This window comes from Salegentibacter sp. 24 (assembly GCF_004362395.1).
In the GTDB taxonomy this organism is placed as follows: domain Bacteria; phylum Bacteroidota; class Bacteroidia; order Flavobacteriales; family Flavobacteriaceae; genus Salegentibacter.
Genome location: NZ_SNWE01000001.1, coordinates 247,389 through 264,402, shown reverse-complemented (window position 1 = coordinate 264,402; position 17,014 = coordinate 247,389). Strand labels below are relative to the sequence as shown.

Here is a 17,014-nt window from a genome sequence, read left to right as displayed (position 1 = left end):
ATTTTATAATTTATAGGTTACACCAAGTCCCGGAATAAAGGCTGAAGTTTTATAGGTTCCTTCAAAAGGAACTCCGTCGTAATTCGGGAAATCAGAGGGATCAGGAGCGTAAGACTCGTTAACTTCCTCGTACCTGTTATAAAGGAAAGAAGCATCTATGGAAAATCTGTCGTTAAGATTTAAAGAAAGTCCACCTGTAAAACCATGTGCGTCGTTCCTCGGAGTTTCAGGAGCAAAATAACCTGACTGCACCGGAGATTCATCAAAATAATATCCAACCCTTAAGGTAACGGTTTGGTTTGCGAGATACTGAAGACCAAATCTATAAGTAGAAGAATTCTCGTAGTTTCTCGGATTTTGGGAATCAGGAATAGCAGGTTTCGCAAAATCTAAATCTAAGGATTTATAAACATCCCAGAAGGTTCTGTTGTAATCAAAAGCAAAAAGCCATTTATCCAATAGCTCATAGGAAACACCTACTGAAAGCTCTGCCGGTAGCGGCAGGGAAGCATCAAATTGGGTATCCTCAAAAGGAGTCAAAGGAGAGTTCGGAATATTTTCAAAATCAGCATCTCCACCTTCAGCCTCCACCATAATTTCACTTCGATAATTGATACCAAAACGTAAATCTTCGGTTGCATTATACATAGCACTGGCAGACCAACCAAAGGCATTCACACCACTTGCATCTACTGTAACATTCGCACGATTCCCTTCTATGTCGGTTAAAGTACGGCTTAGGTTACGATTAAAATTCACTGATCCATTCACATAGATTGGCCCACCCCCAACGCTTAATTTATCTGATATTTTTACAGAAGCCAAGGCTTGTATGTAAATAGCCTGAAGGTCTATATTGTTCACCAAGTGTGAGCCAGACCAATCGGTTGGCCATTCAACGCTACTGCCATAGGGAGTATAAGCAGCTAAGCCTAAAGTTAGCCAATCGTTTATTCGATAAGAACCATAAGCATAAAAAGGAGTCCCCACCGCACTATTGGTCTGAGAACTAAGTCCGAATTCCGAATTCTGATATTTTACACTGGAAAATACAGCACTAGCACCAGCAGCTATATTTAACTTGTTCTCAAGGTACACAAGACCTGCCGGGTTAAAAAAAGCAAGTTCAGCATTGTTCACAACGGCAACACCCGTGTGGCCCATAGCCAACGATCTTTGACCCTGAAGACTCACCCGATACCCACCTGCATAAGTTACCGCAGCCATTAGACCGAAAAGGCCCAGGAAAAGTATTTTTTTCATAATAGATTTGGATTTTATTGTATTCTAATAATTTATTGACTCCAAATTTAGCATAAATTACATATTACTCAACAAAATTCCATAATTTATTATGCACACATAATAAATTTAGATAGATTTTAAAGAAAATTAATCACAGTACTATAGAACTCGTTTATTTTCTCAGCGTGCACCCAGTGACCAGCATTTTCAATTTCCTTAAAATCCACTTTTGGAAATTGTTTTCTAATAGCATCCTTATCCGTTTCTTTAATGTAGTTGGAATTACCGCCTTTTATAAAAAGTGTAGGACCCTTAAAGGTTTTATCCTGTGGAAGCGCCCTCCCTATTTCTTCAATATTATTTTTTAAAGTTTCCAGGTTCACCTTTAGGTTGTAGGTTCCTTCAGATTTACGGTTTAGATTCTTTAAGAGAAAAAGTCTAACCGGTTTTTCCGAAATAAACTCGGAAAGTAATGTATCGGCTTCCTGCCTGGATTCAAGGTCGGCCTTTTCTAAAGCAGTTAAACCATCCAGTATTTGTTGATGATGCGGTTCATAATATTTTGGTGCGATATCTACAACAATTAGTTTTTCAACCAGTTCCGGGTAATTTGCCGCGGCAAGCATCGCTGTTTTGCCGCCCATAGAATGACCGATTAAAACAATATTTTTTAAAGTATGTTGTTGGCAATATTCCTTAAGGTCCTCAGCCATTAACTCATAGCTATGCTCATTGGCATGTGGACTTTTCCCATGATTACGCTGATCTATTAAATGAACCTGGAATTCTTTTTCTTTTGCAAGTTTACTGCCAATGGTTTTCCAGTTATCACTCATTCCTAAAAAGCCGTGCAGTATTACTAGTGGTGAACCCTCACCAATTATTATAGAATTTAATTTCATTGTAGTTTGTTTTTAGAAGAAAAAAATATTAGAGCAACTCAAGATATTTTTTAATTGTTGTCTCCAAGCCGAGGTATAAAGCTTCCGCAATCAGCGCGTGACCGATAGAAACCTCATCGAGATGAGGGACATGCTCGCTAAAATATCTAATATTACTCAATGATAGATCGTGACCGGCATTAATCCCTAAACCCAATTCTTTAGCCAGTTTCGCACATTTCGTATAAGGTGTTATCCCGTCTTTATTCCCTTTCGCAAATTTAACAGCAAAATTTTCGGTATATAATTCAATCCGGTCTGTTCCCGTTTCTGCAGCACCCTCAATCATTTTTTCATCGGGATCAACAAAAATTGAAGTTCTAATACCGTTACTTTTAAACTCCTGAATCACTTCCTGAAGAAAGCTTTTATGTTTGATGGAGTCCCAACCGGCGTTAGAAGTAATAGCATCTTCAGCATCTGGAACCAAGGTAACCTGGGCTGGTTTAGCTTCCATAACCAAATTAATAAATTTGGCCACAGGATTTCCTTCAATATTAAATTCCGTTTTCACAATAGGCGCAAGGTCCCGCACGTCCTGATAAGTAATATGACGCTCGTCTGGTCTAGGATGAACGGTGATCCCCTGCCCGCCAAAAGACTCAATTTTCTGAGCAGCTTCAACTACATTGGGGATATTACCGCCCCGGGCATTTCTCAGAGTAGCAATTTTATTGATATTTACACTTAATTTCGTCATTTTATAAGCTTTTGTTTAACAAAAATACAAACTTGTAAATGCCCTAATGAATTTTATTTTAATTAATTTGCATAAAAAGGAAGTGACATCATGAACATGGAAGATTATATTATTAACGATGTCTCAATAAGGCATTTTTCCGATAAAATTGGAGAGGTTCAAGACCTTTTCAATCAGCTAACCTATTCACATTTACCGGTAGAAAATAACGGTATTTATATGGGTTGTATTTCAGAAAATGATATCCGATGTTTTGAAGCTGAAAAATCATTGGAAGATTATCAATATGCCTTGGAAGGCTTTTTTGTTAGAAATACAGCATTCTGGCTGGATATTTTAGAACGCTTTGCGCAAAACAACACTAATATTTTACCGGTTTTAGATGAAGAAAACCATTATTTGGGCTACGTGGAACTCAACGAAATTATCGCTTTATTTAATGAAACACCCTTTCTAAGTGAGCCTGGCAATATTATCGTAATTCAAAAGGGTATCAAAGATTACTCCTTTAGCGAAATTACACAGATTACAGAATCTAATAACTCCAATATACTTGGCCTTTTTATCTCTAAAATCAAAAATGATATGGCCCAGATCACCATTAAATTAAGCCCATCCGGAATAAATGAAATCATTCAGTCTTTCCGAAGATATGGCTACAAGATAATTTCAGAACATCGGGAAGATAATTTCAATAAAAATCTTAGAGACCGTTCTAAGTATTTAGATAAATATTTAAATATATGAAAGTAGGCATCTACGGTCAATTTTATCATACCAATGCCGGGACCTATATTGCACAGCTTCTGGAATTACTCAAGCGTGAGAATATTAAGGTAATTATAGAGAAAGATTTTTTAGAATTAATTCATCTAAATAAAACCATTGAGGAAAATTACTCCCATTTCTCCACATTTGAAGAATTAGACAACAGTTTTGATTTGTTTTTTTGTATTGGTGGTGATGGAACTATATTAAAATCCATAAATTATATCAGGAATTTAGATATTCCAATTGTAGGTATAAATACCGGAAGATTAGGTTTTTTGGCTAGCATCCAAAAAGAAGAAATCAAAGATAGTTTACAAAATATCCTGGATAAAAAATATAGTATTTCCAAACGCAGTGTTTTAAATATTAGCACGAATCCCACTAATTACGATCCTGTTTTTAAAAATATAGCCCTGAACGAAATCGCTGTTAGTCGTAAAAATACTACCTCCATGATTACGGTAGATACCTGGCTAAACGATCAGTATTTAAATTCGTACTGGGCAGATGGATTGATTGTTTCGACACCGACAGGCTCTACTGGCTATTCTTTAAGTTGTGGCGGTCCTGTAATTACCCCAGATGCCGGTTCTCTCATTATTACCCCCATTGCCCCGCACAATTTGAATGCCCGGCCCTTAGTAGTGAAAGATGACACTAAGATTACGCTTCGGGTTTCCGGCCGAGAAGAGTCCCATTTAGTATCCATGGACTCCCGTATTGCCACCCTAGAAAACGATACGGAGATTATTATTGAAAAAGCACCCTACACGATAAATCTTATTGAACTTAAGGGCGACAGCTTCTTACACACCCTGCGAAAAAAGCTTATGTGGGGAGAAGATAAGCGCAATTAAGCAATATTTTTTTTTAAAAACTGTTTAAGAATATGTACAAACTTGCTCAAATTATTGTAGAGCAAACATAATTGTTATATTTGCAAACTTTTGAAAGCCTATGAGGTACCTTTTAGTTTTTGTAATCATGCTTGTTTTTGCACCAAAAACATATTCCCAAACATTTGAACTAGGACCGTATATTGGTGGCGCCAACTACATCGGCGATGTAGGTCGAACCAATTTCGTTCTCCCCACTGGCCTTGTTGGTGGTGCGCTTCTAAAATGGAACCGTAGCCCCCGACACGCCTTTAGACTTTCGGTACTATATGCCGAAATAAATGCTGATGACGCTGATTCCAATGACCCCCGAAGAGTGAAGAGAGGTTATTCATTTAGCAATACCATTGCCGAAGCTTCTTTAGGCATAGAATATAATTTTTGGAATTTTAATCTTCACGAAGGTCATCCCCAAAGCACCCCCTATCTTTACACAGGAATAACTTATTTCAGAGCAGATCACTTAATGCTGGACGCCAATTTCCCTAATGGGGAACTTGTAAACCAGGGAGCTAACTGGGATTTTGCCATACCTGTGATCTTTGGTTATAAAGAGAGTATAACGAATCACATTGTTGGTGCTATGGAGTTAGGGGTTAGATATACCTTTACCGACAATTTAGACGGAAGCTGGCCCGAAGAAATATTTGGAAACAGGAGACCAAATATTGAATTTGGTAATCGAAACACTACGGACTGGTATGTTTTTACAGGGGTGAATTTCACCTTTTCCTGGGGTAGAAAACCTTGCTATAGTCAATTTTAACATGAACTATAAAGACCACATAGACCTTAAAAAATTACCCAGGCATATCGCCATCATAATGGATGGTAATGGACGTTGGGCACGGCAAAAAGGTTTCCTAAGGGCCGCAGGCCATCAGGAAGGCACAACTGCAGTTCGGGATGTTGTTGAGGCTTCAGCGGAAATCGGCATAGAATATTTAACGCTTTATGCCTTTTCCACAGAAAACTGGAAGCGCCCAAAATTGGAGGTAGACACTTTAATGCGCCTATTGGTTTCCTCCCTCAAAAAGGAAATTAAAACCCTTCAGGACAATAATATTAAGCTAAAAGCGATTGGAAATCTAGAAACCCTCCCAAAGAAGGTTTACAGAGAACTTCAGGAAGTTATTGAAAAAACGAAAACCAATGATCGCATGGTGCTTAACCTTGCCCTGAGTTACGGTTCTCGGGAGGAATTAACCTCAGTAGTTCGGGAAATTAGCCTGAAAGTTAAAAATAAGGAAATATCAGCCGATGCTATTGATGAATCGGTTATAAATGAGCATCTTTACACCCGAAATTTTCCGGAGGTTGATTTGCTTATTAGAACCAGTGGAGAACAACGCATCAGCAACTTCCTTTTATGGCAAATTGCTTATGCAGAATTATATTTTACAAAAATATTATGGCCAGATTTTAGAAAAGAAAATCTTTTTAAAGCCATTTACAATTATCAAAATAGAGAACGACGATTTGGAAAAACCAGTGAGCAACTCAGTTAGCGCATTCATGACGAAGAAAGTATTTACCCTTCTGGCAGTAGCATGTAGTTTAATTTTTAGCATTTCTTCACAAGCTCAGGGCTTACCATTAGCAGATGGCAAAAAATACATAATTGGCGATATAAAAGTTACGGGCAATGTTAGTTTTAACGAGCAAACCGTAATCGCTTATACCGGGCTTAAGAAAGGGGAAGAAATTTTTATTCCCGGGGATAAAATTAGCGCTGTGATCAATAAACTTTGGGATATTGACCAGTTTAGCGATATCAATTTTTATATCACCAATGTCAGTGATGGGAATGTGGCTGACCTGGAAATCGAAATCCAGGAAGTGCCAAAACTCAATAAAATTCAGGTGACCGGCCTTAAAAAAGCCGAAAAAGAGGAAGTTATTGAGGAAAATAAATTAAGGGCCGGGGCTAAGGTATCTGAGAACCTTATTACCACGACAAAAAATTATATTGAAAGTAAATATCGGAAGGAAGGTTATTTAAATGCGCAGACAAAAATAAGCACCAGCGAGGTCACCGATACTACGGCCAATGCAAACCTGGTAAATATGCTTGTCGATATCGACAAGGGTGAACGCGTAAAAATTGAGGATATAAACTTTATAGGTAACGATAAATTTTCTGATGCCAAGCTTAGAAGGGCTATGAAAAATACCAAACAAAAGAATATCATTCGCTTCTGGAAAAGATCAAAATTTGTGCGAGACGATTACCAGACAGATAAAGAGAGCCTTATAGATAAATATAAGGAAAGTGGCTATCGTGATGCCCGAATTGTGAGTGACTCCCTTATAGAAATAGACGAGGAAACTATTGCTTTAGATCTAAAGGTAGAAGAAGGCGATCAGTATTATATAGGAGATATAGATTTTATCGGAAATACTGTTTATAGTGATGCTCAACTGGCACGTGTTTTAGGAATAGATAAAGGTGATGTTTATAACGGGGTGCTATTAGATAAGCGAATTGCCGATGAAACAAAACCCGATGGAGAGGACCTTTCTAATTTATATAAAAACAATGGTTATTTATTTTCCAATATCAACCTTGTAGAAACCAATGTTTACAATGATACTATCGATTTTGAAGTAAGAATTATTGAGGGTAAAGAAGCCTATTTCAATAATATTACGGTAACTGGAAATGATAAGACAAAAGACCATGTAATTTATCGTGAACTTCGTACAAAGCCCGGTCAAAAATATAGCCAGGAAGATGTAGTCAACACGGTAAGAGAACTAGGTCAGCTTGGCTTTTTTGACGCAGAACAACTCGAACCAAAATTTATTAATCCAGATCCTCAAACAGGTACTCTGGACCTGGAATATTCTGTTGTAGAAGCCGGGGCCAGCCAAATTGAACTGCAAGGTGGATACGGTGGGGGTGGCTTTATAGGTACCCTGGGACTTTCTTTCAATAATTTCTCCTTATCGGGTATTTTCGACAAAGAAGCTTATAAACCGGTACCTATGGGCGATGGCCAAACCCTTTCACTAAGAGCACAGGCAAGTACCTTTTACCAGACTTACAGCCTTTCCTTTGTGGAACCATGGTTGGGAGGTAAAAAACCGGTGAGCCTGCAAACTTCCTTCTCATATACAAGACAGTTTTTATTTGATTATATAAACCGGGAGGCAGATAGAACCAGGAGTTTTGATATTCTTGGAGTAAATGTGGGCTTAGCCAAACGTCTAACCGTACCTGATCCATACATCACAGTGTCGCATTCCGTTGGATTTCAACGTTATGATCTAAATAATTATAATACGGGGCTATTTACTTTCGGGGATGGATATTCAAACAATTTCACCTATACCTTAGGACTTACAAGGGATAATACCTATGTGAATCCTATTTTCCCAATGGGAGGTTCCAAGTTCAAAATTACCGCCAAATTCACACCTCCTTATTCGCTTTGGAATGGTGTAGATTACGCCAACTTAGCTGAACAAAGAGAATATCAGTTAGAAGATGAGAATGGCAACCTTATAAATCAACAGGGTGATAGGGTTACCCCCGAGAATGCAGTCGGAGATCCAAGAAAAATAGACCAGAAAAAATTTAACTGGTTAGAATTTTATAAAGTCAAATTTAGTGGAGAGTGGTATACTCAAATTTATGACAAACTGGTTTTAAAAACCAATGCAGAGTACGGATTCCTTGGCGCTTATAATAGTGAGCGTGGTATTCCACCTTTTGAAAGATTTTTTCTTGGTGGGGATGGTCTTGGGGCCTTTAGTTTAGATGGCAGGGAGACCATTGCATTAAGGGGATATCCAAACCAATCTGTGGTACCTATAGATAGGCCAGCAGGTGTAAATGATGATGGTGCAACCATTTATAACAAATACTCCTTAGAACTTAGATACCCTATCACTTTAAAACCTTCGGCATCTATTTACGCACTCACCTTTTTAGAAGCGGGTGCATCCTATGATAACTTTAGAGATTTCAATCCTTTCCAATTAAATAGATCGGCCGGTGCAGGCTTAAGAATCTTTATGCCTGCCTTTGGTTTGCTTGGTATAGATTTCGGATACGGGTTCGACTCCATCGGAGGAGAACAAGGCGCAAATGGTTGGGAAACGCATTTCATAATCGGACAACAATTTTAATTTGGCACGGTATTTTCTATATTCCATTTAAGTATGCTTAAAAGAACATTCTTATTCACACTTTTTATCTTGGCTGGCTTTGGGGCAAACGCTCAAAAACCAATAAACATAGGTTTTGTGGATATGGAATATATTCTTGAAAATGTTCCGGAATATCAGCAAGCTTCCACTCAATTAGATCAGCGAGTTAAAGAATGGCAAAATGAAATTGAGCAAAAACGAAAGGAAATCAATGAAATGAAAACCAGCCTGCAAAATGAACGTCCATTACTTACTCCGGAATTAATTGAAGAACGGGAGGAAGAGATTGCATATCAGCAGGAACAAGCTATAAATTACGAGCAGAAGCGTTTCGGTCCGAAAGGAGATTATATGATTCAAAAGAGGCAATTAATAAAGCCTATCCAGGATCAGGTTTTCACCGCTGTACAGGAAATAGCCGAAACCAGAGATTTCGATTTTATTTTCGATAGAAATTCAGAATCAGGAATGTTATTTGCAAAAAAACGTTTTGATCTTAGTGATCAGGTTTTAAGAAGTATAAATAGAGCTTCTAATCGTAGACAAATTGAAACCAAACAAGAGGAAAGAGAACTTGAAAGAGCCGAAACCCGCACTCCTGAAGAGGACCAAGAACTAAGCCAGCGCGAGCAAGCCATTGAGAAACGAAAAAATGAGCGTGAGGCCTTAATAGAAGAAAGAAGAAGACAACAGGATTCTATTAAAGAGGCGAGGCAAAAAGCATTTGAAGAACGACGGGAAAGAATTTTAAAGGAAAGACAACAAAGAAGAGATTCTATAGAAGAAGCCCGGGACAGAAAAGACACAATAAACTAAATAATTTAAACCTTAATACTTTAACAATTAATATCAATTAAAATGAAACAATTCAAAACCCTTTTTATAGCCCTTGCATTAACCATAGGAGCTACAACATTTGCAAACGCACAGAGCAAAGTTGCTCACATCGCCACCCAGGAATTGGTAGAAACTATGCCAGCCTATAAGGATGCCATGGCACAACTCCAAAAGTTAGAGAAAACATACGATGCTGAAATTAAGGATATGCTCACTGAAGCTCAAAATACGATGCAGCGCTATCAGGCTGAAGCTGAAACTGTAACCGAAGAGGAAAACGCAAAAAGAGCGAGTGAACTTCAGGCAACTGAAAGAAGAATCCAGGAACACAGCCAGAGAGCAAGACAGGAACTTCAGAAAAAAGAAAACGAACTTATAAGACCTGTTATTGAAAAAGCTCGTGAAGCTATCCAAAAAGTAGCTAGAGCACAAGGATTTGATTATGTTCTTGATTCTACTACTGGAACAGGAGTAATTCTTGCCGATGGTAAAAACCTTATGGCAGATGTAAAAGCCGAATTGGGAATGTAATTTCTCCCAATTCATAAATATTCAATAAAAACTGTGCCCTTTCAAGGCGCAGTTTTTATTTTTGTGCCAATGAGCAATTCGCAACCCATAGGTATTTTTGATTCCGGTGTAGGTGGAACTTCCATTTGGAAGGAAATCCATGAATTACTTCCCGCGGAAAAAACCATCTATCTCGCCGACAGTAAGAATGCTCCTTATGGTGAAAAACCTATTGAGGAAATAAAAAATCTGAGCAGAAAGAACACTGAAAAATTATTGGAAATGGGAGCCAAAATCATTGTCGTAGCCTGTAATACAGCAACGACAAATGCAATCAAAGAGCTTCGAAATGAATATATGGTCCCCTTTATTGGTATTGAGCCTGCGATAAAACCTGCTGCTTTGAATTCTAAGTCCAAAACCATAGGCATACTGGCTACCCGCGGCACTTTAACCAGCACCCTTTTTTCACAGACCTCGGATTTTTATGCAAGAAATATTAATGTAGTTGAAGTCGAAGGACGAGGCCTTGTAGAACTTATTGAAGCGGGAGAAATAGATTCCGGGCATATGAGAAGCCATTTACTTGGACTTCTGGAACCTTTTTTTATGAATAAGATAGATTACCTGGTGTTAGGTTGTAGCCACTATCCTTATCTTATCCCACTCCTGAAAGAATTGTTGCCAAAAGAGGTAGTAATTATAGATTCTGGTGAAGCAGTAGCACGACAAACCAAAGCTATTCTTAGTGCAAATAATTTATTGGCCCAGGCAAAGCAAGCCCACCCAATTCCGGAATTCTTCACGAACACGAATCCGAAAGTACTTGAGAATTTAACGGGAGCTATTTCAATGGGATATAAAGTTTCCTATCTGGATTTCTAATTATTCACCGCTGGACACTTGCAATCCCAACGTCCTCTACTCTTACCGAAATCGTATCCAATAGTAATTTGGTGGAATCCATTGTTGCTTAATACAACAGAATTAAATTGATAACTAAAAGTATAACCAAACATAAAATCTTTATAATCCAGACCAACAAAAGGAGTAATATAGCGCAGTTGCTGACTTTTAATTTCCTCTCCATCGGTTGTATATTCGGTAGCTTCAAAACTGTTGCGGTAAGAAAGTCCGCCCCATATTTGACCGAAATCAACATTTTTATAAACTTTCATATTTAAATCAATATTCATTTCATTGGTTGCTTCACGCATTTGAAATAATATTGAGGGTTCATAACTCCACCCACCCGAATTTTCAAAAACATATCCCGTAGAAAATAAATATTTACGTTGGTTACTGGGAACTGCGTCAGAATAGAAAAGTTCACGATTAACCGAAATTATATTTTTTGCGGCCAGATGAGCATAGAAATCCAGATAATAATAGGACATTCCTACATCCATATTTGCAAACATATCGGATACATTGTTGCCGTTGACAATAGGATCAAATTCCGTAAAACTACTTTGGTCCAACCTATGCTGAATAATCCCGGCACTTATTCCGAAAGAAAGCTGGTTCAGATCTACTTCACTCCTTGAGAAAAGCAAATGATAAGCCACTGTTCCGTAAGCTCCAATTTTAGAAAAATTTCCATTTTGATCATTAAAAAATATCCCTCCAATACCAAGTTTTTCTCCTACCCTGCCATTTATGGCGAGAGTTTGTAAGCTGGGCGCATTATCTACGTCAAACCACTGTTGCCTGGCGGTAAGTCTAATCTGATTTCGATTGGCTGCACCGGCCATAGATGGATGAATCAAAAAAAGATTATCGGTTAGGTAATCAGAATATATGGGAATTACTTCCTGGGCTTTTAAAGTAAGCCCGGATAATGAGATAAATAAAATTATAAAAATCCTTTTTGGTGCCAGAAAAACAGCTCTTGCTTCAATACCACTGATAAATAAAGTCTTAATCCCCATAAGAAAGTAAAGATATAGATTAACTAAGTTTTCTTTAGTACTTTTGCAAAAAAAATAATATGAGCAATTTCTCAATAAATATACAAGCCACAAATAAACCAGGAATTATAAAATTTGAAACCAATAAATTCCTAACCCGGCACGAAAATTACGAATTCAGCAATATAGACGAAGCAGCTATATCGCCTTTAGCACAACAACTGTTTTATTTACCTTTTGTAAAAACGGTTTATATCGCTCAAAATTTCATTGCGATTGAAAAATACGATATTGTCGACTGGAATGATGTGCAGGAAGAAGTTGCAGCACAAATAGAGGAATTTTTAAACAAGGATGGTATCGTAATTAAAGATAACACCGATAAGCCTAAAAATGTACCGGTAACCGTTTACGCGGAAAGCACTCCAAACCCGGGGGTAATGAAATTTGTTTCCAACAAAAAATTGGTTTTAAAAACTGCGGAATTTAAAAATATCGATGAAGCCAAAGATGCACCCCTTGCTCAGCAGCTTTTTCATTTTCCTTTTGTAAAAGCTGTGTTTATAGATTCCAATTACGTTTCTATACACAAATATGACGTTGCGCAATGGGAGGAAATCACAATAGAATTAAGGGAATTTATCACTAACTACCTTCAAGAAGGGAAAGAAGTACTAAAAGCAGAGGCTTCTCTTCCGCAACAAACGGAATCCGATAGCCATCCTGCGAATCCTGAAGTTAGCCAGGAAATTATGGATCTTGACGATACTTCAAAGCAGGTTATTGCTATTTTAGATGAATACATTAAACCAGCTGTTGCCAGCGACGGAGGGAATATCCTTTTCGATTCATATAATCCTGATAGTAAAACTGTAAAAGTAATTCTTCAGGGAGCCTGCAGTGGTTGTCCATCCTCTACAATGACCCTAAAGAGTGGAATCGAAACTATGCTTAGAGATATGCTTCGCGGGAAAGTGGATTACGTAGAAGCGGTAAACGGCTAAATCAAAAAATTTTAAAGCGTAGACCTAGCTTCCACATAGAATTCCCGGAATAACTGAATTAAATTAAGCGTCGACGAAATAAGGTCTTTGGATTCCAAGAGAAGCCCAAAATAAAGCTTGGTATTTTTAGGGCTGCTTTCTGAGGTCCTTATTCTTTTAATTTGCTTCTCGATCATTTCTGAAACCGTGTCGAGCAATTGTTGCTTTCCGGCAAGAATATCGTCCAAACGCTCAAAATCATGTTCATCGAAAGTGTATTTAATCTCTTCAAAAAGCTCTTGAATATTCTTATCAATTTTTTTCAAATCCCTGATCTGATTGAATTTTAGGTTTTTGTGATTGTTATTTACGTGCTCAAAAGAGTTTCGAGTAATGAATCTGGTAGAATTAACCATTTCCTGCAAATAATCCAATAAATGAATATAGAAGCGACTTGCTTCAACCGAATCTTCATCAAGTGACCTTATAAAATAATATATATTTCCTTTTAAATTGTCAACCTCGCTTTCAAGCTCACCCACCTTCTTATTGTTTTTCTTAAGTTTGGCCAGGTCGTGATAACCCAGATTATCTACGGTCTTGGTATAGCGCTTTCTAATTCCTGAAATGACCTGAGAGATATTTACCGAACTCTCGGCAGTTATTTCATTAATCGTAATAATATCGGTACGCTTATATTTTTTCTGACGTTTATCAGCCTTTGCTTTTTTAGCATAAGACAAGGAGTTTCTAATAATAAGAAAAGCCGTAATAACAACCAGAAACGCAATAGCGATTAAACCTCCGTAATAAATTATGACGGCAAAAACCGCTGCACCTACAAAGGCAACTAAAGCGGTAACAAACCAACCTCCAATTACATTAAGCACACCAGAAACCCTATAAACGGCACTTTCCTGGTTCCATGCCCTGTCAGCCAAAGAAGTCCCCATCGCCACCATAAAGGTCACATAAGTGGTAGAAAGCGGCAATTGCAAATTGGTTCCCATGGAAATTAAAATACTGGCCACTACTAAATTTACAGAGGCCCTAACCAAATCGAAAGCAGGGGGAGCAATTTCTCTTGAGGCAGTTTTAGCCTTAGGGGTTTCAAATTGACTATTTATCTTCTTGCGGAAATTCTTGGGAACCAACTCTGAGACTAGCCCACCGAACATAATGGAATAGCGAACTATAGTCCGGGATAAATAAGTGGCCCCAAAACGCTCTGAACCTTCATTTTGTCGGGATAATTTTACGCCTGTGTCAACTACGGACTGGGCTTTTCCAGAAAACCAAATGGTAAGCACCATCACTCCTCCGGCAAAAATCAATATAATTTCAGGAGTAGGGACACTCCCGGCAAGATCGCTCATCAATAATTCTGAAGCGGGAATTCCGGAAGCTAACCAGATTTCATAAGACTGCCAGGCGGCGATGGGCACACCTATAAAATTCACTAAATCGTTACCTGCAAAAGCAAGAGCTAGCGCAAAGGTGCCCACTATTACAATAACCTTAAGAATATTGACCCTAAAGAAGCTAATTAAGATTTTTGATAATATAGTGAATCCAATAAGGCTACAAAAAATGACCTGAATCCGATTTTCGTTTATATCTTCAACGAAATGATCTGATACAAAAGCCATACTGTTAAGGCCCTTAATAAGGATGAAATAAAATATAGCAGCCAGGGAAACCCCTCCAAAAATAGCACCGGTATATTTCAATCTTCTTTCATACCTAAAAGAAAGCACCAGACGAGAAAAATATTGAACCACTGCGCCAGTAACAAAGGCAATAAAAATAGCTAATAAAATTCCTGAAATAACCTCACTTGCTTTATCTACATTTATAAAATTAGCCAGGTGAGAAATATTATTGGTGGTATTAAAAATCTTAATCAGGGAAATACTAACGGCAGCGCCCAGTAATTCGAAAATGATGGAAACCGTTGTGGAAGTGGGCAAACCCATGGAATTGAAGAAGTCGAGCAGTAACACATCGGTGAGCATCACTGCCAGGAAGATGATCATAATCTCTTCGAAATAGAATTCATGTGGAAGGAAAATTCCTTTCCGGGCGACCTCCATTAATCCACTTGAAAAAATTGCACCTACCGCAACCCCGAAACTTGCAATAATAAGAATGGATCGCAGCGAAACTGCTTTGGAACCAATTGCAGAATTCAAAAAATTAATGGCATCGTTACTTACTCCCACCACCAAATCTGTAATGGCCAGAATAAATAAAAGCCCAAGAATAATTAGATAAACATCCTGCATGGAAATAAAATCCTTTTAACCCGCAAAATTCAATTAAATTTTCCTAATAAATTCTTTTTATAGGTTATTAAAACTTTAATAAAACAGTAAGAATATATCTCAAAAATTAAAAAGTAATCTAATCGAACTATTCTGGAGAAACTAGGTAAATTTATAGTCCTTTGACGCCTATTTATTATGCAATTTTCGGTTTATTTTTTCTCTTCAATCTAAAGGCTACAAAGAAGGCCGTCATGGAAAGCATTATCCAAAATATATCAACTACAAATATCTGGGTGTAGCCTTTCTGAAGGGAAATCCAGATCCAATTACCGGTCATTATGCCGTTAGCAACAGGTACCAGTATGCCGAAGAAGCTCCCTAAAATTAAACAGGTTTTATTTGTAAAGTAATTATCATGTTTTATAGTAAATAAGATACTTAAAACTAGCCAACTCCAAAAAAATACCTGGTAAATAAGTTCCTTTCGCAAACCTCCGGTATCTTGTACATAACTTTCTCCAAAGATTTTCATTACAATAAAAATAATAGCAGTGACCGGTAATAAACTCAGACAAACAGAAGTATAAATAGTAACAAGCCAGTTATTGAAATTTCTCTTACTTTTTGAAACACTTTTTTTATCTCTGGCAACCAGCCATATATAAACTCCAGAAAGAATTACAAAACAGGTAACAAAACCCAAAACAAGATAAATTAGCTTAAGACCATACCCCCCATAATCTCCGTAATGCAAACGGCGCAAAAGATGGAAAGTTCCCTTGGCGTAAGAAGTGGATTCATTAATCGATTTTTCAGCGATAAGTTGACCATCTGCTATTCGATAGGTTTGGTAAGCCTGGGCTAGTAAACTTTCATCAAAGCCCGGGGAACCAGTTAACTTCACATACATATGTTCATCTCCATAATTTCCTATTTTAAGCTCACTGAGTTTTAAATCAGGCCATTTTTGTAGGATCCTCTGGGCAAAATGATTAACCGAAAAGTCTTTCTTTATTGGGTTATAAGTAAATTCCAAATCATCTACTTTTTCTTCCAGGTTTAGGATCCTGGCCATTTCACCAGGTTCCTCCGGGAATAGATATTTTTCTACCGGCGGAAGCATCACCATATAACCAATCATTAAATAACAACCGGTGACCGCAAAAATAAACTGATATGGAAGGCCTATCATTCCCAGGGCTACGTGGGCATCTGTCCAAATGGTCTTCCATTTGGCACCGGGCCGGAAGGTGTAAAAACTGGAGATAATCTTTTTCCAATGCACTAGCACCCCGGTTATTATGGCAAAAAGGAAAAAAAAAGCCACCAATCCCGATAGTAAATAACCAGACCTTCCAAAGAAATTAAGCTGGGCGAAGAAGTGTAGGCGATAAAAAAATTCGCCAAGAGAGTAATTAGACTGGTAGTCTTTTTTTTCAAAGGATTCCATGTCCATAAAAAAATAATTAGACAAGCGTCCCCTATTTTGATCTATGATCGTAGAATCTTTAGAAGCGGTAATAGAAACGTTTACTTCCCGCTCGAAATAGCGATGAGAGAAGGTAATGTCTCTTCCGTAAAGGTTTTGCTCCTCTTTTAGTTTGTTTAATGACTTATCAAAATCAATGGTATTGAAGTAATTCTCTTCAATAGGTTTATTATGTTCCCAGGCGCTAATTTCGTCCCTTAAAAAGGCGATGGAACCAGTAAAAAAAATCACATATAAAAGTGCACTGATAATTATACCGCTTATGGTATGGGTATGAAAAAGAATATTGTAAATTCTATTGGACATATTA

At 37.7% G+C, this 17,014-nt stretch carries 15 protein-coding genes; 9 read left to right on the top strand and 6 right to left on the bottom strand.

From position 1 onward, the window contains the following. Nucleotides 1-3 precede the first annotated feature (3 nt). The 3 genes from DET49_RS01185 to DET49_RS01175 all read right to left on the bottom strand — a co-directional run bounded on the left by DET49_RS01185 (nucleotide 4) and on the right by DET49_RS01175 (nucleotide 2,886). Nucleotides 4-1,263 (bottom strand): OmpP1/FadL family transporter, encoded by a 1,260-nt coding sequence (locus DET49_RS01185; RefSeq protein ID WP_133546319.1) that lies wholly within the window; start codon nucleotides 1,261-1,263, stop codon nucleotides 4-6. 119 nt (nucleotides 1,264-1,382) lie between these two features. Then, a complete protein-coding gene (locus tag DET49_RS01180; RefSeq protein ID WP_133546318.1) occupies nucleotides 1,383-2,147 on the bottom strand; it encodes an alpha/beta fold hydrolase in 765 nt (254 codons plus the stop codon). A gap of 28 nt (nucleotides 2,148-2,175) precedes the next feature. Further along, on the bottom strand, nucleotides 2,176-2,886 hold the full coding sequence (locus DET49_RS01175) for a pyridoxine 5'-phosphate synthase (protein ID WP_133546317.1): 711 nt from the start codon (nucleotides 2,884-2,886) through the stop codon (nucleotides 2,176-2,178). 90 nt (nucleotides 2,887-2,976) lie between these two features. Between DET49_RS01175 and DET49_RS01170 the strand changes: the two genes are divergently transcribed. From DET49_RS01170 to murI, 8 genes are all read left to right on the top strand, one after another. Further along, the gene (locus tag DET49_RS01170) at nucleotides 2,977-3,633 is read left to right on the top strand and encodes a CBS domain-containing protein (protein ID WP_133546316.1); all 657 of its coding nucleotides are present in this window, start codon (nucleotides 2,977-2,979) and stop codon (nucleotides 3,631-3,633) included. Beyond that, nucleotides 3,630-4,514 (top strand): NAD kinase, encoded by an 885-nt coding sequence (locus DET49_RS01165; RefSeq protein ID WP_133546315.1) that lies wholly within the window; start codon nucleotides 3,630-3,632, stop codon nucleotides 4,512-4,514. Before DET49_RS01170 ends, DET49_RS01165 begins: the two co-directional genes overlap by 4 nt. Before the next feature lie 100 nt (nucleotides 4,515-4,614). Continuing rightward, a complete protein-coding gene (locus tag DET49_RS01160) occupies nucleotides 4,615-5,319 on the top strand; it encodes a DUF6089 family protein (RefSeq protein ID WP_133546314.1) in 705 nt (234 codons plus the stop codon). Between the two features lies 1 nt (nucleotide 5,320). Further along, nucleotides 5,321-6,061, top strand: a complete 741-nt coding sequence (locus DET49_RS01155; protein ID WP_133546313.1) for an isoprenyl transferase — start codon at nucleotides 5,321-5,323, stop codon at nucleotides 6,059-6,061. Nucleotides 6,062-6,068: 7 nt separating this feature from the next. Next, nucleotides 6,069-8,687: an outer membrane protein assembly factor gene (locus tag DET49_RS01150; protein WP_133546312.1), complete on the top strand. Its 2,619-nt coding sequence runs from the start codon at nucleotides 6,069-6,071 to the stop codon at nucleotides 8,685-8,687. A gap of 33 nt (nucleotides 8,688-8,720) precedes the next feature. Next, a complete protein-coding gene (locus tag DET49_RS01145) occupies nucleotides 8,721-9,524 on the top strand; it encodes an OmpH family outer membrane protein (RefSeq protein ID WP_133546311.1) in 804 nt (267 codons plus the stop codon). Between the two features lie 42 nt (nucleotides 9,525-9,566). Continuing rightward, complete coding sequence (locus tag DET49_RS01140) at nucleotides 9,567-10,076, top strand: OmpH family outer membrane protein (RefSeq protein ID WP_133546310.1); 510 nt, start codon at nucleotides 9,567-9,569, stop codon at nucleotides 10,074-10,076. 69 nt (nucleotides 10,077-10,145) lie between these two features. Continuing rightward, a complete protein-coding gene (gene murI, locus DET49_RS01135) occupies nucleotides 10,146-10,940 on the top strand; it encodes a glutamate racemase (RefSeq protein WP_133546368.1) in 795 nt (264 codons plus the stop codon). Here murI and DET49_RS01130 read toward each other — a convergent pair. Further along, nucleotides 10,937-11,986: a type IX secretion system membrane protein PorP/SprF gene (locus tag DET49_RS01130; protein ID WP_133546309.1), complete on the bottom strand. Its 1,050-nt coding sequence runs from the start codon at nucleotides 11,984-11,986 to the stop codon at nucleotides 10,937-10,939. The genes murI and DET49_RS01130 overlap by 4 nt on opposite strands. 59 nt (nucleotides 11,987-12,045) lie before the next feature. Between DET49_RS01130 and DET49_RS01125 the strand changes: the two genes are divergently transcribed. Continuing rightward, nucleotides 12,046-12,969: a NifU family protein gene (locus DET49_RS01125; RefSeq protein ID WP_133546308.1), complete on the top strand. Its 924-nt coding sequence runs from the start codon at nucleotides 12,046-12,048 to the stop codon at nucleotides 12,967-12,969. 11 nt (nucleotides 12,970-12,980) lie between these two features. On the opposite strand, the gene DET49_RS01120 is transcribed toward DET49_RS01125, so the two are convergent. Together DET49_RS01120 and DET49_RS01115 are read right to left on the bottom strand one after the other, a co-directional pair. Then, nucleotides 12,981-15,233, bottom strand: a complete 2,253-nt coding sequence (locus tag DET49_RS01120; protein ID WP_133546307.1) for an inorganic phosphate transporter — start codon at nucleotides 15,231-15,233, stop codon at nucleotides 12,981-12,983. A gap of 175 nt (nucleotides 15,234-15,408) precedes the next feature. Continuing rightward, nucleotides 15,409-17,010 (bottom strand): PepSY-associated TM helix domain-containing protein, encoded by a 1,602-nt coding sequence (locus tag DET49_RS01115; protein WP_133546306.1) that lies wholly within the window; start codon nucleotides 17,008-17,010, stop codon nucleotides 15,409-15,411. Nucleotides 17,011-17,014: the final 4 nt, after the last annotated feature.

Bases quoted from the DNA above. Each gene is read 5' to 3' on its own strand.
- DET49_RS01130 (WP_133546309.1), bottom strand. From the start codon at position 11,986: ATGGGGATTAAGACTTTATTTATCAGTGGTATTGAAGCAAGAGCTGTT.
- DET49_RS01150 (WP_133546312.1), top strand. From the start codon at position 6,069: ATGACGAAGAAAGTATTTACCCTTCTGGCAGTAGCATGTAGTTTAATT.
- DET49_RS01120 (WP_133546307.1), bottom strand. From the start codon at position 15,233: ATGCAGGATGTTTATCTAATTATTCTTGGGCTTTTATTTATTCTGGCC.
- DET49_RS01180 (WP_133546318.1), bottom strand. From the start codon at position 2,147: ATGAAATTAAATTCTATAATAATTGGTGAGGGTTCACCACTAGTAATA.
- DET49_RS01170 (WP_133546316.1), top strand. From the start codon at position 2,977: ATGAACATGGAAGATTATATTATTAACGATGTCTCAATAAGGCATTTT.
- DET49_RS01165 (WP_133546315.1), top strand. From the start codon at position 3,630: ATGAAAGTAGGCATCTACGGTCAATTTTATCATACCAATGCCGGGACC.
- DET49_RS01115 (WP_133546306.1), bottom strand. From the start codon at position 17,010: ATGTCCAATAGAATTTACAATATTCTTTTTCATACCCATACCATAAGC.
- DET49_RS01140 (WP_133546310.1), top strand. From the start codon at position 9,567: ATGAAACAATTCAAAACCCTTTTTATAGCCCTTGCATTAACCATAGGA.
- DET49_RS01145 (WP_133546311.1), top strand. From the start codon at position 8,721: ATGCTTAAAAGAACATTCTTATTCACACTTTTTATCTTGGCTGGCTTT.
- DET49_RS01185 (WP_133546319.1), bottom strand. From the start codon at position 1,263: ATGAAAAAAATACTTTTCCTGGGCCTTTTCGGTCTAATGGCTGCGGTA.
- DET49_RS01155 (WP_133546313.1), top strand. From the start codon at position 5,321: ATGAACTATAAAGACCACATAGACCTTAAAAAATTACCCAGGCATATC.
- murI (WP_133546368.1), top strand. From the start codon at position 10,146: ATGAGCAATTCGCAACCCATAGGTATTTTTGATTCCGGTGTAGGTGGA.
- DET49_RS01175 (WP_133546317.1), bottom strand. From the start codon at position 2,886: ATGACGAAATTAAGTGTAAATATCAATAAAATTGCTACTCTGAGAAAT.
- DET49_RS01125 (WP_133546308.1), top strand. From the start codon at position 12,046: ATGAGCAATTTCTCAATAAATATACAAGCCACAAATAAACCAGGAATT.
- DET49_RS01160 (WP_133546314.1), top strand. From the start codon at position 4,615: ATGAGGTACCTTTTAGTTTTTGTAATCATGCTTGTTTTTGCACCAAAA.